Here is a 13,813-nt window from a genome sequence, read left to right on the forward strand (position 1 = left end):
CGATGCGCGCGACGGGCCGCCTCGCACTGCTGCTCGTCGCCACGGCGATCCTGGCGGGATGCGGCGACACCGGCCGAGAGCCCGCGCCACCCGCCCCCGCGGCCACGCCGGACATCCCGCCGACGGCGATCGACGCGCAAGCTCCGGGCCCGCCAGTGCCGGACACGCCGTTCATCCGCAGCCTTCGCCTGTCCGGTTCGGGCTGGCAGTTCGATCTCGATACCGCCACCGTCGGCGACGCCACCCGCATCGACGTGCTGGTGCGCACTGCCACGGTCGGTGCCGCCCCGCAGCGCCTCCGGCTGGACGTGGAAGGGGGCCTCGCCGAGGCCTTCGCCACCGACCTCGACGGCGATGCCGTCCCTGAGCTGCTGCTCTGGACGCGCAGCAGCGGGAGCTCGGCCGAAGGCGAAGTGCGCGGCTGGCGCTTCGACGCCGCGGGCAGTGCCACGGCGATCCAGGTGCCACCCCTCGACGACGAGGCGTCGATCGGCTGGCGCGGGCGGGACCAGTTCGGCGTGCAAGGTGATGTGTTGGTCCGCAGCTTCCCGCTCTACCGCGAGGACGACGACAACGCGAGCCCGAGTGCCGGCTTCGCCCGCGTGATCCGCTACCGCCTCGATGCCGAGGGCCTCGCGGTCGCGGACACCACGCTGGAGCCGATGGACGGCACGCCGCAGGCGGACGTGCTCGCGCGCTAGCCGCCGAGCAGGTGCTTGAGCACCGCCATCCGCACGGCCACGCCGTTCGCCACCTGGTCGAGGATCACCGACTGCGGGCCGTCGGCCACGGCGTCGGCGATCTCGACGCCGCGGTTCATCGGGCCGGGATGCATGACGATCGCATCCGGCTTGGCGCGCGCCAGACGCGCCGGCGTCAGGCCGTACTCGCGGAAATACTGGTCGAGCGAGGGCACCAGGCCCTCCTCCATGCGCTCGCGCTGCAGGCGCAGCATCATCACCACGTCGGCGCCTTCGACCATCGCGTCGAGGTTCTGGCCGACCGTGCAACCCGCGGTGATGTTCGAACCGGGCAGCAGGCTGGCCGGACCGCAGACGCGGATGTCGCGACAGCCGAGCTGGCGCAAGGCATGAAGGTCGGAGCGCGCCACGCGCGAATGCAGCACATCGCCGACGACCAGCACCGACAGGCCGCTGAAATCGCGGCCCTTGCGCTGGCGGATCGTCAGCATGTCGAGCAGGCCCTGCGTGGGATGCGCGCTGCGACCGTCGCCCGCGTTCAACAGCGAGGTCGTCGGCTTCGCGCCCGCAGCCAGCGCCGCGACGGCGCCGTTCTCGGCGTGGCGCACGACGAAGGCATCGATGCCCATCGCCTCCAGCGTGCGCAGCGTGTCGAGCGCGCTCTCGCCCTTCTTCACCGACGAGGCGCTGATGTCGAAATTCAGCACGTCGGCACCGAGGCGCTGCGCTGCCAGCTGGAAGCTGCTGCGCGTGCGCGTCGAGTTCTCGAAGAACAGGTTGCACACCGTGCGGCCGGCCAGCACGTGGCGAAGCGCCGTGCCACCGAGGGCGTTGGGGTGCAGGGCCTCGGCGGTGTCGAGCAGGGCGTCGAGGCGGTCGCCGCCCAGGCCGTCGAGTGTGAGCAGGTGGCGCAGGCGTTCGGTCGTCATGGGGGCGAAGGATAGCTGGCGAGGAAGCGCTCGACGATCACCACGGCGGCCAAGGCGTCGATTTCCTCGGCGTCGCTGCGGCGCTTAAGGCCCGCGCGGCGCTGGTCGGCGAAGCGGCGCGCGGCTTCTTTCGAGCTTCTGCGTTCGTCCACCATCACCACGGGCAGGCCGCTGCGCTTCGCGGCGGCGCGGGCGAAGCCGCGGGCACGCTGGCGGGCCGGCGGGTCGGGGTCGTCGTCATCGAAGGTGAGCGGGTCGCCGACGATGAGCTGCACCGGGGCCCACTCCTTCAACAACTTCTCGAAGCGCGCCCAGTCCGGGATGCCGTCGCGCACCTCGATCAGGCCGAGTTCGCTGGCGGTGCCGGTGATGCCGTTGCCCACGGCAACGCCGATGCGCTTCGCGCCGACGTCGAAGCCGAGCACGGCACCGAGGCTCATGCGCGAGGGTCGCTCACGCGTGGCCGCTGTAATCGGCCATGTTCGCCATGTCGACGCCGATCTGGCCCGCCGCCACCTGCCACAGCTGCTCGCTGTCGGTGTCGAAGACCATGGCCTCGGGCGCCGGCACGGTGAGCCAGGCGTTCTGCGCGAGCTCGCCTTCCAGCTGCTCGCCGCCCCAGCCGGCATGGCCGACCATGACGAGGTAGCGCTCGGGGCCGTCGCCGCGCGCCATGGCGTGCAGGATCTCGCGCGAGCTGGTGAGGCTGAAGCCGCCGAAGCGCAGGGTCGAGGGCCACGGACGCGGGTCGTCGTGCAGCACGAAGCCGCGATCGACCTGCACCGGGCCGCCCCACAGCACCTGCCGGCCCATCATCTCGTGCGAGGCGCCCTCGATGCCGAGCTGTTCGAACAGTTCGCCGAGCAACACGTCGGTGCGGCGGTTCAACACCACGCCCATGGCGCCGTCTCCGTCGTGCTGGCAGACCAGCACCGCGGAGCGGGCGAAATTCGGGTCGTCCATGCCGGGCATGGCGAGCAGGAGCGACGACGCGAGCGTGTTTTCCAGCGGCATGCCGGCATTGTAGGCCGTGCGCCCCGGGCGGAGGTGCGCTTAAGCTGAAGGCCAACCCCAGCTCGACGCGCCCATGCCCCTGCCCTGCCGCCCGTCTCTCTTCCGCGTGCGCCCCACTCTTCTGGCAGCGGCCGTGCTGGCGCTGACCGGCTGCGGCCCGAGCCCGGAAGAGCAGCGTGCAGCCGCCGAAGCCGCCGCGGCCGCCCGCGAAGCCGCGATGGCCCCGACCCTGCAGGTCTACCGCGACGCCAGGGCCCGTGGCGACGCCCGCATCGCCGTCGCCAGCGCCGAGGTCATCCTCGCCGACGGCCCCGGCACGGCGGCCGCCACCGAGGTGTCGGAAGGCCTGGACGCCCTGCGCGAGGCGGCGAAGACGCAGGTGGAAACCGAACGCCTCGAGGCGCTGTGGAGCTACGTATCCACGCCCATCGCAGGGGAGTCGAACCCGCAGAAAGCCGCCTCGATGCGCAACCGGCGCCCGGAGGCCGACGACCCGGCCAGCTTCGCCGTGGTGCCGACCGTGCAACTGGTGCTGCGCAACGACCCGCGCTGGGGCCAGAGCGTCTACCTCGTGATCGAAGAGGGCGTGTTCGAATGCGGCCGCCCCTGCGCCTTCAACATCACCCTCGACGAGGCCGCGCCGAAGCGCTTCGCCGGCGAGGCCTCCAGCACGGGCACCCGGCCGGCCCTGTTCATCAAAGACGATGCCGGCTTCATCCGCGCGCTCGATGCCGCCAGCACCGTGCGCATCGCGCCGGTGGACGGCCGCGCCGACCCGATCGACTTCGAGGTGGGCGGCTTCGACATCGGCCGCTACCAGGCCGGCGGCTGACTCAGGCCGAAGCAGCGCGCTCGAAGCAGAAGCCGCGGTATTCCTCGAGGTCCAACTCCGGGTGGAAGGGCACGGTGATGCCCTTGCCGGGGTTCCGCAATTCGTCGAGCAGCCGGTAGCCCAGCGCCTCGAGCTCGGCCACCAGCGCGTCGCGCGACTGCACGCGGTAGGGGCAGAAGGCGGTGCCGATGCTGTTGAGCGTGATGTACGACTGCTTCGGATGGATGGCCGAGGTGTTCAGCAGGATCCAGCGCGGCCGCGCCCCGGTGCGCGACAGCAGCGCGCCGGGGGATTCCTCGAGGAACTGCACGCTGCCCGACGCGAACAGCAGGTCCGCCTCGGCGACGTCGGACAGGTCGGCGGTGAATTTCAGGCGAGCTTCGATGCCGCGCTCGGCCGCCACGCGACGCCCCGCCTCGACGACGGCCGGCACGTCGCCGACGGTCCAGACGAGGTCGTCCGGGTAATCGATCAGCCGCGCGAAGCCGTAGTGCTTGATGCCGGTGTAGCCGCCGAGGTCGAAGACCCGGCGCGCACCCGCGCGCACGAGGCGATCGATCCAGAACACCGCCGGATAATCGCGCGGCCGCAGTTCGTCGCCATAGAGCGCGACCGAATCGGCGTTGTCATAGCCCACCGGCTTGACCGGAGGCGCGGCCGCGGCGGCCTCGGCGAAGCTCGCATAGCGTCCGAGGAAGAGGTTCTCGTGGCGGTTGCGCGCGAATGCGCGGCGATACACCGCGCGGTTGATCCAGATGAACGGCGGAAGGCGGTCGAGGAGCCGACCGGCCCGTGAAAACCAGCGATGGAGGTACATGCACGCCCTTGCATCCGGGCCATCGGGGGGTGGCCCGTTCCCTTGTTGCCGGCGAGGCGCTTACTCGACCTTCGAGACTTCCACGCCGTCCAAGCCCGCCGACAGCGAGCGGGCGTCGCCGCCCTGCGCCAGCTTGATCTTGAGACGCACCTCGTTGGCCGAGTCGGCGTAACGCAGCGCGTCTTCGTAAGTGATCTCACCGGACTGGTAGAGCTCGAAAAGCGCCTGGTCGAAGGTCTTCATGCCGAGCTGGGTGGACTCCTTCATCACGTCCTTCAGCTTGTGGATCTCGCCGTCGCGGATGTAGTCCTGCACCAGCGGCGTGCCGAGCAGGATCTCCATCGCGCAACGGCGGCCCTTGCCGTCCGGCGTCGGGATCAGCTGCTGGGCGACGATGCCCTTCAAGTTCAGCGAGAGATCCATCAGGAGCTGGTTGCGACGCTCCTCCGGGAAGAAGTTGATGATGCGGTCCATCGCCTGGTTCGAGTTGTTCGCGTGCAGCGTGCACAGCACCAGGTGGCCGGTTTCGGCGAAGGCGATGGCGTGGTCCATGCCCTCGCGGGTACGCACCTCGCCGATCATGATGACGTCGGGGGCCTGGCGCAGGGTGTTCTTCAGCGCGGCCTCCCAGCTGTCGGTGTCGATGCCGACCTCGCGCTGCGTGACGATGCAGCCCTCGTGCTTGTGCACGAACTCGATCGGGTCCTCGATGGTGATGATGTGGCCCGAGGAGTTGATGTTGCGGTAGCCGATCATCGCCGCCAGCGAGGTCGACTTACCGGTACCCGTGGCGCCGACGAAGATGATCAGGCCGCGCTTGGTCATGGCCAGCGTCTTGATCACCGCCGGCAGGTTGAGCTCGTCGATGGTCGGGATCTTGGTCTCGATGCGGCGCAGCACCATGCCGACCTGGTTTCGCTGGTAGAAGCACGAGACGCGGAAGCGGCCGACGCCGGCGAGGCCGATGGCGAAGTTGCACTCGTGGGTCTTCTCGAACTCCTCGCGCTGCGAGGGGTTCATCACGTTCAGCACGAGGTCGCGGCTCTGCGTGGGCGTGAGCGGCTCCTGCGTGATCGGCACCAGCTTGCCGTGCAGCTTCATGGACGGCGGGACGCCGGCCGTGATGAACAGGTCGGACGCCTTCTTGTGCGCCATCAGCTTGAGGAACGAAGTGAAATCGATGCTGCTCATTGGGGGCTCCGGCCGGTTCTCATGGGCGCTCAGTCGACGCGTTCGATCACTCGAAGATGCGCTTGTCCTTGGCGTAGGTGGCGGCCTGGGCACGGGTAATCAGCCCGCGCTTCAGCAAGTCTTGCAGGCACTGGTCGAGCGTTTGCATGCCGTACTGCTGGCCGGTCTGGATGGAGCTGTACATCTGGGCGACCTTGTCCTCGCGGATCAGGTTACGGATGGCCGGGATGCCCACCATGATCTCGTGCGCCGCCACGCGGCCGCCACCCACTTTCTTCAGCAGCGATTGCGACACCACAGCGCGCAGCGATTCAGAGAGCATCGAGCGCACCATCGGCTTCTCGCCAGCGGGGAACACGTCGATGATGCGGTCGATGGTCTTGGCGGCCGAGCTGGTGTGCAGGGTGCCGAACACCAGGTGGCCGGTTTCGGCGGCGGTGAGCGCCAGGCGGATGGTCTCGAGGTCGCGGAGCTCGCCGACGAGGATGTAGTCGGGGTCTTCGCGGAGCGCCGAGCGCAGGGCCTCGTTGAAACCGTGGGTGTCGCGGTGGACTTCGCGCTGGTTGACGAGGCACTTCTGCGAGGTGTGCACGAACTCGATCGGGTCCTCGACGGTGAGGATGTGCGCGTACTCGTTCTTGTTGATGTGGTCGACCATGCCTGCCAGCGTGGTGGACTTGCCCGAGCCGGTCGGGCCGGTGACCAGAATCAAACCCTGCGGCTGGTCGATGAGCTCGCGGAAAATGCGCGGCGCATTCAAGTCTTCGAGCGTCAGGATTTCGGAGGGAATCGTACGGAACACCGCACCCGCGCCGCGATTCTGGTTGAAGGCATTCACGCGGAAGCGCGCGAGGCCGGGGATCTCGAACGAGAAGTCGGTCTCGAGGAACTCTTCGTAATCGCGACGCTGCTTGTCCGACATGATGTCGTAGATCAGCGCATGCACGGTCTTGTGGTCGAGCGCCGGGATGTTGATGCGGCGGACGTCGCCATCCACGCGGATCATCGGCGGCAGGCCGGCCGAAAGGTGGAGGTCGGAGGCCTTGTTCTTGACCGAGAAGGCCAACAGTTCCGCGATATCCATTCGTTCACTCCCCAGAGCCGGCCGAAGCCGATTGAGTCGCACAGCCTCGTGCGACGGCATGTTCTCCGGCAGTATAGCCCCAGCCCATGGACGCTCTGGAAGCCCGCTACCGCCCGCTCGTCGACGCCCTCGCCCACCCCGTGGCAGGGGCTTCGGCGCGAGTCGTCGCGGTGTCGAAAACCCAGCCTGCCGAGGCGGTCCGCGCCCTCGCCGCGCTCGGCCAGCGGGCCTTTGGCGAGAACTACGTGCAGGAGGCGCTGGCCAAGCAGCGCGAGCTCGCCGACCTGGATCTGGAGTGGCACCTGATCGGCCCCCTGCAGAGCAACAAGTGCCGCGAGGCCGCCCGCCACTTCAACTGGGTGCAGTCGGTGGACCGGGCCAAACTGCTGCCGCTGCTCGACAAGGAGCGCCCGGCCGATCGTGGCCCGCTGAACGTGCTGCTGCAGGTCAACATCGACGGCGAAGCCAGCAAGTCCGGCTGCGCAGCCGACGAGGTGATGGCCCTGGCCGACGAGGCCGCCGCCCTGCCCCGCCTGGCGCTCCGCGGCCTCATGGCCATCCCCGAGCCGCACCCGGACGAAGCGCATCGCCGCGCCGCCTTCGCGCGGATGCGGGCGCTGTTCGAACGTGTGCGCGAGCGGCACGCCAGCGTCGACACCCTCTCGATGGGCATGAGCGACGACTGGCCGCTGGCCGTGGCCGAGGGCGCGACGCTGGTGCGCGTCGGCTCCGCGCTGTTCGGGGCGCGGCCCGCCAAGGCCTGATCCGGGGTTCCGAACGCTGCGCGGCCCGGCCATGATGCAGGGCTTCCGCCTCCGTACCCGCGAACCCATGAGCGCCACACCGACCGCCCTTCCTCCCGTCGCCTTCATCGGCGGCGGCAACATGGCCCGCGCCCTGATCGGCGGCATGGTCCGCGGTGGCGCCTCGGCCCAGGACATCCAAGTCAGCGAGCCCTACGCGCCCAACCGCGAGGGCCTCGCTGCGGAATTCGGCGTGGCCACCACCGAGGACAACGCCGCCGCCGCGTCGAAGGGTGCAGTGTGGGTGCTGGCGACCAAGCCACAGGTGCTGCGCGGCGTCTGCGAAGCCCTCGCGCCGCTGGCGCAGGCGCAGCGCCCCCTGGTGGTCTCGATCGCGGCAGGCATCACCAGCGCGCAGCTCGACCGCTGGCTGGGCGGCGGCATCGCCGTGGTGCGCACCATGCCCAACACGCCTGCACTGCTCGGTGCCGGCGTCACCGGGCTGTATGCGACGGCAGCCACGTCGAATGCCCAGCGCGCCCTGGCCGACCAATTGCTGCGGCCGGCCGGCGAGACCGTGTGGATCGACGACGAAGCGCTGATGGATGCCGTCACCGCGGCCTCGGGTAGCGGCCCGGCCTATGTCTTCCTGCTGGCCGAAGCGATGCAGGCGGCTGCGGAAGCCGAGGGGCTGCCGACCGATGCCGCGCGCACGCTGGTCGTCGAAACGATCGCCGGCGCGGCGCGGATGCTGAAGGAAAGCGGTGAAACCGCGACGACGCTGCGCCAGCGCGTCACCTCGCCGAACGGCACCACGCAGGCCGCCCTCGACGCCTTCGCCGCCGGCGGCTTCACGCCCCTGGTCGCCGCGGCCGTTCACGCTGCGCGGAGCCGCGGCGCGGAACTCTCCGCGGCGAACGACTGATCCGGAGCCTTCCGCCATGCCCGCTTTCCGCCCGACCCTGCCGCTGATCGGCGTCGCGCTCGCCGCCGCGCTCGTTGCGCCCACGGCCAGCGCCACGCCGCCGTCCGCGCCTCCGCCGAAGCCCTCTCTGACGCTCAGCTCCGGGCTCAACAGCACGCAGTCCGGCGAGTTCACCGTGCACTACAACGCGATGCCGAGCACCCAGCTCACGCCGGAGATCGCGACGCGCTACGGCATCACGCGTTCCGCCAACCGCGCCCTGCTCAATGTCTCGGTGATGAAGGGCCCGCGTGCGGCCACCGCCGTCGCCGTGACGGCGCGCATCGAAGCCACCGCCATCAACAGCGCCGGCCAGCGACAGGCCTTGAACCTGCGCGAAGTGCGCGACCGTGGTGCGATCTACTACCTCGGCGAAGCCCGCATCGAGGAGCGCGACGACATCGTGTTCGAACTGGTCGTCACGCCGGAGGGCGGCACGCCGATCAACGCCCGCTACGCGCAGGCGTTCTGGCCCGCGATTCCGGCGCGCTGACGCATGGCTCTGCTCTTCGTCCGCCACGCCCAGGCCAGCTACGGCACCGACGACTACGATCGCCTCTCGCCGCTGGGCTGGACCCAGGCCGGCCACCTCGGCACCTGGCTGGCCGGCGAACCGCACGGCTTCGCGCGCGCGCGCGTCGGCGCGATGCGCCGGCATCGCGAGACCTTCGAAGCCATCCGCCGCGCCTTCGCCGAGGCCGGGCATCCACTGCCCGAGCCGGAAGAGGATGCCGACCTCAACGAGTTCGACCATGGCGCGGTGATCCGCGCCTACCTCGTCGAGCGCGCCGATGCCGACATGCGCGCCCGCGCCGGCTCGCATGATCCGACGGTGGTCGGCCCGATGCTCTACGCCGCGATTCTCGCGTGGGCGAATGACGAGCTGGACGCCGTGCCCGAACGCTGGAGCGTGTTCGGCGAACGCGTGGCGCGCGCCGGCGCGGCCGCGGTGCAGGCGACGAGCGAGGGCCCCGCCCTCGTGGTCAGCTCCGGTGGCGTCATCGCCCGGCTGGCGCAGCAGGCCCTCGAGGTGCCGGCCACGCGCGCCGTCGACCTCAACCTCGCGATCCGCAACGCCTCGATCAACGAATTCAGCGCGCGCCACGGCGCGTTGCGCTTCGGCAGCTTCAACACCCTGCCGCACCTCGCCCACGACCGCCGGCTGTGGACGCATTTCTGAAGGACTGCCGATGAGCCCGCTCTTCCCCTTCTCCGACCGCGCCCGCGAGCTCGACGCGCGGCTCGCGGCCTTCATGGCCGAACGCGTGCTGCCGGCCGAAGCCGAGGTGCATGCGTGGGCTTCCGACCCCGCCACGCACTGGACGGTGTGCCCGCGCATTGAAACGCTGAAGGCCGAAGCGAAGGCTGCCGGGCTGTGGAATCTGTTCCTGCCCGACGCCGCGCACGGCGCCGGCCTTTCGAACCTCGACTACGCGCCGCTGGCCGAGCGCATGGGCCGCGTGCTGTGGGCCAGCGAGGTCTTCAACTGCAACGCGCCCGACACCGGCAACATGGAGGTGCTCGCGCACTTCGGCACGCCGGAGCACAAGGCGACGTGGCTGGCGCCGCTGCTCCGAGGCGAGATCCGCTCGGCCTTCGCGATGACCGAGCCCGACGTCGCCTCGTCGGACGCCACCAACATCGCCCTGCGCATCCGCCGTGACGGTGACACGTACGTGCTTGATGGCCGCAAGTGGTGGATCACCGGCGCCGGCGACCCGCGCTGCCGGATCCTCATGGTGATGGGCGTGACCACGCCGGAGGCCGAGCCGCACGCGCGCCACGCGATGGTGCTGGTGCCGATGGACACGCCCGGCGTTCGAGTCGTTCGCCCGCTCGAAGCGCTGGGCCACGACGACGCGCCGGGCGGCCACGTCGAACTCGAATTCACCGACGTACGCGTGCCGGTGGCGAACCTGATCGGCGGCGAAGGCCAGGGCTTCGCCCTGGCGCAGGCGCGCCTCGGGCCCGGCCGCATCCACCACTGCATGCGCACCATCGGCATGGCTCAGCGCGCGCTGGAAATGATGGTGGCCCGCGCGCAGTCGCGCATCGCCTTCGGCAAACCGCTGGGCGCGCAGGGGATGCTGCAGGAGGCGATCGCGCTCTCGCGCTGCGAGATCGAGCAGGCCCGCCTGCTGACGCTCGATGCCGCCGCCCAGCTCGACGCCAAGGGCAACAAGGGCGCGAAGGACGCCATCGGCATGATCAAGATCGTCGCGCCGCGCATGGCCTGCGCGGTGGTCGACCGCGCCATCCAGATCCACGGCGCGGGCGGCCTCGCCGACCCCTTCCTGTCGGCCGCCTACACCGGTGCGCGCTGCCTGCGCCTCGCCGACGGCCCGGATGAAGTGCACCTCGCTTCGCTGGCCAAGGGGATGCTGAAGGGCCCGCGCGCATGAGCACGCCTTTCGCCCTGGACGAGGCGGCACTCGTTGAGGCGCTCGAAGCGAACGTGCCCGGCTTCCGCGGCCCGCTGACAGCGACGAAGTTCAAGGGCGGCCAAAGCAACCCGACCTACCGCCTCGACGCGGCGTCCGGCCCGCTCGTGCTTCGCCGCAAGCCGCCGGGGGCGCTGCTCGCTTCAGCGCACGCCGTCGACCGTGAGTTCCGCGTGCTGCAGGCGCTTCAGGGCCGCGTGCCCGTGGCCACGCCGCGCTGGCTGTGCAGCGATGACGCGGTGATCGGCTCGATGTTCTACGTGATGGATTTCGTCGATGGCCGCGTCGAGTGGGACCCGGCGCTGCCGAACCACAAGCCCGAGCAACGCGCGGCGCATTTCGAATCGATCATCGACACGCTCGCCGCCATCCACGGCCTCGACGTGGCGGCCGCGGGTCTCGCCGATTTCGGCAAATCCGGCAACTACTTCGCCCGCCAGCTCTCGCGCTGGAGCGAGCAGTACGCGCAGAGCCGCACCCGCGAGATCCCGGCGATGGACGCGCTGATCCATGAACTGCCCAAGCGCTGTCGGGATGTTGATGGGAGCGGCGACGACGGCGTCGTGGCGCTCGTGCACGGCGATTTCCGCATCGACAACCTGATGTGGGCGAGGGACGCCCCGCGCGTGCTCGCGGTGATGGACTGGGAACTCGCCACCCTCGGTCACCCGCTGGCCGACCTCGGCTATTTCTGCATGGCCTTGCGCCTGCCGCGCAATCCCGCCCTGCCCGGCCTTGCCGGCATGGACCGCGCCGCGCTTGGCATCCCCTCCGAGCGCGAGCTGCTGGCGCGTTACGCAGCGACGACCGGTCGCGCGATCCCGGAGGATTGGGGCTTTGTGCTGGCCTTCAGCTTCTTCCGTCTCGCCGCCATCGCGCAGGGCGTCGCGAAGCGCGCCGAGCAGGGCAACGCCAGCAGCGAGCAGGCGCAGCAGGCCGGACAGATGGTGGAGCTGCTCGCGGCTTCGGGAATGAAGGCGCTGGGCTGAAACGCCGGCTGGACGAACTGGCCGGCCGACGATGGCTGGAATGAAGGTCCCGAAGAACAGCGGCGGCGCGTTTCCCTAATGTAGGCACCGGGAGTCCGGCGTGCGCGCCCGATAACGCTTGGGTGCCGCGCCACCGTAGCTCCTGAAGGGACGCACGCCGGCTCCCACGGCTTCCCCTTCCCTTGGAGCATCGTGATGACGGCCGCAGGTGTCGATGTCGGCAAGGACTTCCTCGATCTCGCCATCGACGGGCGAGCCCGGACCACCCGTTTCAGCAACGATGCCACCGGGCGACGGAAGCTCATCCGCGGGCTGGCCGGCCTCGACGATGCCTTCGTCGTCGTCGAAGCCACCGGCGGCTACGAGGACGCGCTGCTGGACGCCTGCGTGGACGCCGGGCTCCACGTGGCGCGGATCAACCGCCGACAGTCGAACGCCTTCGCCCGCGCCATCGGTGAACTCGCCAAGTCCGACGCCATCGATGCGCGGTTGCTCTGCCTGTTCGCGCGGCTCTTCCGCGATCGACTGCGATGCCACGTCCCGGCACCGCCCTGGCAACGCGAACTGCGCGCGTGGCTGCGCCGCCGCGGTCAGGTCGTCATGACCCTGCAGGCGCAGAAACAGCAGGCTGATCGCACGCCGCCCGCGGTGCGCACCCTGATCCACCGCACCATGGCCGCCCTCCGGCGGGAAATCGCGGCCATCGAGCAGGCCATGAAGGTCCTCGTCGACGCGAATGGCACAGCGGCCATCCGCTCATCGAAGGGCATGGGCCCGATCTTCCAGGCCACGACCCTCGCCCTGCTGCCCGAGCTGGGACGACTGAGCCGCCGGCAAGTCGCCAAACTCGTCGGTGTCGCGCCGATGGCGAAGGAAAGCGGCCACAGCCAGGGCAGACGCCGTATCCGTGGCGGGCGGGCCAGCATGCGGGTGGCGCTGTACATGGCCACCCTCTCCGCCGTGCGCTGCGACCCGGCGATGAAGGCGCACTATCGGCAGCTTCGCGACCACGGCAAGCCGGCGAAGGTCGCGCTGGTGGCTTGCATGCGCAAGCTCCTCACCATCGTCAACGCCCGGCGACGCGACGAGCTTCGGGCCAGCGGCGAGCTGGCGCCCGACTAAGTGCAACAACCGGACCTTCAGTACGCCGGCCCAGAGGTCGAGCAAGTGCGCGCACTGGGCACTCAAGTGGCGCTGGACGACTTTGGTGCTGGCATCTCGTCTTTCGGCGAATTCAAGAGCCTCCCGGTGAACACCTTGAAGATCGACGGGCAGTTCGCGAGAGAACTGCTGGAAGACCCACTCGACCCTGCGGCGGTGCGCAGCCTTCGTGGAGTGGCCGAGTTTGTCGAGACGAAGGAGGTCCATGGCGAGTTGCGAAGGCGTGCTGACGTCCAGGCGCGCGCTCGCACACTGATCGGAAAAAGGCGGCGCATCAGAACTCCCGACGCGCCTCAATCAGAAACTGGACTTTCTTCAAGCCGGGGTCCGAATCCAGCGGGACGGCGAAATCGACATGGATCACTCGCGCAAACGCGCTGCGCGCATTGCTCAGGCGCAAGCCGAGGCCAATGCTCGCCAGCACACCAGGGTTCTCACTGCCCAGGCCATCCGGACCCCACGTGCGGCCGACGTCAGCAAAGATGGCACCGCCGACGCGGAACAGGCGCCATGGAAACCAATCGGTGTAGTAGCGCTGCTCAACGCTGAACCGCGCGAAGCTTTCGCCTCCGGCCCAGCGCTGCGGGTAACCGCGCAGGCCGGAGTCACCACCCAAGTAGCTACGGTTGTCGAGGTCCAAGTGATGGCCGTACTGGCCGTCCACGGTGACGAAGAACAGCCGGTTGCGGCCGGTTTCGCGATAGAAGCGAACGCTGCCGGTGAGTTTGAGGTCACGGGCGCTTCCGTCTTCCCAGCGCGTGGAAAGCGCCGACGACAGCCGCAACTGCGAACGCTTCGGTAGGCGCAGTGAATCGCCCCGGTTTTGATGGACACCTCCACGCCGTACATTACGGCATTCACGGAGGTGGTTATGGGTGGCAAGAAGTACACGACCGAGTTCAAGGTTGAGGCGGCCAAGCAGGTGCTCGATCACGGGCGACCGGTTC

At 69.6% G+C, this 13,813-nt stretch carries 16 protein-coding genes; 9 read left to right on the forward strand and 7 right to left on the reverse strand.

What is annotated here, in order from left to right:
- Nucleotides 1–2 precede the first annotated feature (2 nt).
- Complete coding sequence (locus O9280_RS15030; protein ID WP_298344551.1) at nt 3–701, forward strand: hypothetical protein; 699 nt, start codon at nt 3–5, stop codon at nt 699–701.
- Here O9280_RS15030 and O9280_RS15035 read toward each other — a convergent pair.
- The 3 genes from O9280_RS15035 to O9280_RS15045 are packed head-to-tail and all read right to left on the reverse strand — an operon-like array spanning nt 698 to nt 2,644.
- The gene (locus O9280_RS15035; RefSeq protein ID WP_298344553.1) at nt 698–1,630 is read right to left on the reverse strand and encodes an aspartate carbamoyltransferase catalytic subunit; all 933 of its coding nucleotides are present in this window, start codon (nt 1,628–1,630) and stop codon (nt 698–700) included. The two genes, O9280_RS15030 and O9280_RS15035, sit on opposite strands and share 4 nt — an antisense overlap.
- Nucleotides 1,627–2,070, reverse strand: a complete 444-nt coding sequence (gene ruvX, locus O9280_RS15040; protein ID WP_297866115.1) for a Holliday junction resolvase RuvX — start codon at nt 2,068–2,070, stop codon at nt 1,627–1,629. Before ruvX ends, O9280_RS15035 begins: the two co-directional genes overlap by 4 nt.
- 13 nt (nt 2,071–2,083) lie before the next feature.
- Nucleotides 2,084–2,644, reverse strand: a complete 561-nt coding sequence (locus tag O9280_RS15045; RefSeq protein ID WP_298344556.1) for a YqgE/AlgH family protein — start codon at nt 2,642–2,644, stop codon at nt 2,084–2,086.
- Between the two features lie 73 nt (nt 2,645–2,717).
- On the opposite strand from O9280_RS15045, the gene O9280_RS15050 reads away from it, so the two are divergent.
- Nucleotides 2,718–3,476 (forward strand): hypothetical protein, encoded by a 759-nt coding sequence (locus tag O9280_RS15050; RefSeq protein ID WP_298344559.1) that lies wholly within the window; start codon nt 2,718–2,720, stop codon nt 3,474–3,476.
- 1 nt (nt 3,477) lies between these two features.
- On the opposite strand, the gene O9280_RS15055 is transcribed toward O9280_RS15050, so the two are convergent.
- The 3 genes from O9280_RS15055 to O9280_RS15065 are packed head-to-tail and all read right to left on the reverse strand — an operon-like array spanning nt 3,478 to nt 6,568.
- Entirely contained in the window at nt 3,478–4,293 is an 816-nt protein-coding gene (locus tag O9280_RS15055; RefSeq protein WP_298344562.1) for a methyltransferase, TIGR04325 family, read from the reverse strand.
- A gap of 60 nt (nt 4,294–4,353) precedes the next feature.
- Nucleotides 4,354–5,484, reverse strand: coding sequence for a PilT/PilU family type 4a pilus ATPase (locus tag O9280_RS15060; protein WP_297866111.1), 1,131 nt, complete (start codon nt 5,482–5,484; stop codon nt 4,354–4,356).
- A gap of 46 nt (nt 5,485–5,530) precedes the next feature.
- On the reverse strand, nt 5,531–6,568 hold the full coding sequence (locus tag O9280_RS15065; RefSeq protein WP_298344564.1) for a type IV pilus twitching motility protein PilT: 1,038 nt from the start codon (nt 6,566–6,568) through the stop codon (nt 5,531–5,533).
- Nucleotides 6,569–6,654: 86 nt separating this feature from the next.
- Between O9280_RS15065 and O9280_RS15070 the strand changes: the two genes are divergently transcribed.
- The 7 genes from O9280_RS15070 to O9280_RS15100 all read left to right on the forward strand — a co-directional run bounded on the left by O9280_RS15070 (nt 6,655) and on the right by O9280_RS15100 (nt 12,827).
- On the forward strand, nt 6,655–7,332 hold the full coding sequence (locus O9280_RS15070) for a YggS family pyridoxal phosphate-dependent enzyme (protein ID WP_298344566.1): 678 nt from the start codon (nt 6,655–6,657) through the stop codon (nt 7,330–7,332).
- A 67-nt stretch (nt 7,333–7,399) separates the two neighbouring features.
- A complete protein-coding gene (proC, locus tag O9280_RS15075; protein WP_298344568.1) occupies nt 7,400–8,236 on the forward strand; it encodes a pyrroline-5-carboxylate reductase in 837 nt (278 codons plus the stop codon).
- 16 nt (nt 8,237–8,252) lie between these two features.
- The gene (locus O9280_RS15080; protein ID WP_298344570.1) at nt 8,253–8,768 is read left to right on the forward strand and encodes a DUF4426 domain-containing protein; all 516 of its coding nucleotides are present in this window, start codon (nt 8,253–8,255) and stop codon (nt 8,766–8,768) included.
- 3 nt (nt 8,769–8,771) lie between these two features.
- The gene (locus O9280_RS15085; RefSeq protein ID WP_298344573.1) at nt 8,772–9,455 is read left to right on the forward strand and encodes a histidine phosphatase family protein; all 684 of its coding nucleotides are present in this window, start codon (nt 8,772–8,774) and stop codon (nt 9,453–9,455) included.
- A gap of 10 nt (nt 9,456–9,465) precedes the next feature.
- Nucleotides 9,466–10,677, forward strand: a complete 1,212-nt coding sequence (locus tag O9280_RS15090) for an acyl-CoA dehydrogenase family protein (protein ID WP_298344576.1) — start codon at nt 9,466–9,468, stop codon at nt 10,675–10,677.
- On the forward strand, nt 10,674–11,705 hold the full coding sequence (locus O9280_RS15095) for a phosphotransferase family protein (protein WP_298344579.1): 1,032 nt from the start codon (nt 10,674–10,676) through the stop codon (nt 11,703–11,705). The genes O9280_RS15090 and O9280_RS15095 overlap by 4 nt, the downstream gene beginning before the upstream one ends.
- 195 nt (nt 11,706–11,900) lie before the next feature.
- Nucleotides 11,901–12,827: a transposase gene (locus O9280_RS15100; protein ID WP_298344582.1), complete on the forward strand. Its 927-nt coding sequence runs from the start codon at nt 11,901–11,903 to the stop codon at nt 12,825–12,827.
- Nucleotides 12,828–13,140: 313 nt separating this feature from the next.
- Here O9280_RS15100 and O9280_RS15105 read toward each other — a convergent pair.
- Nucleotides 13,141–13,813, reverse strand: a 673-nt coding sequence (locus tag O9280_RS15105; protein WP_298344585.1) for a BamA/TamA family outer membrane protein, incomplete at its 5' end; no start/stop codon positions are given.

This window comes from Silanimonas sp. (assembly GCF_027531545.1).
Taxonomy (GTDB): domain Bacteria; phylum Pseudomonadota; class Gammaproteobacteria; order Xanthomonadales; family Xanthomonadaceae; genus Silanimonas.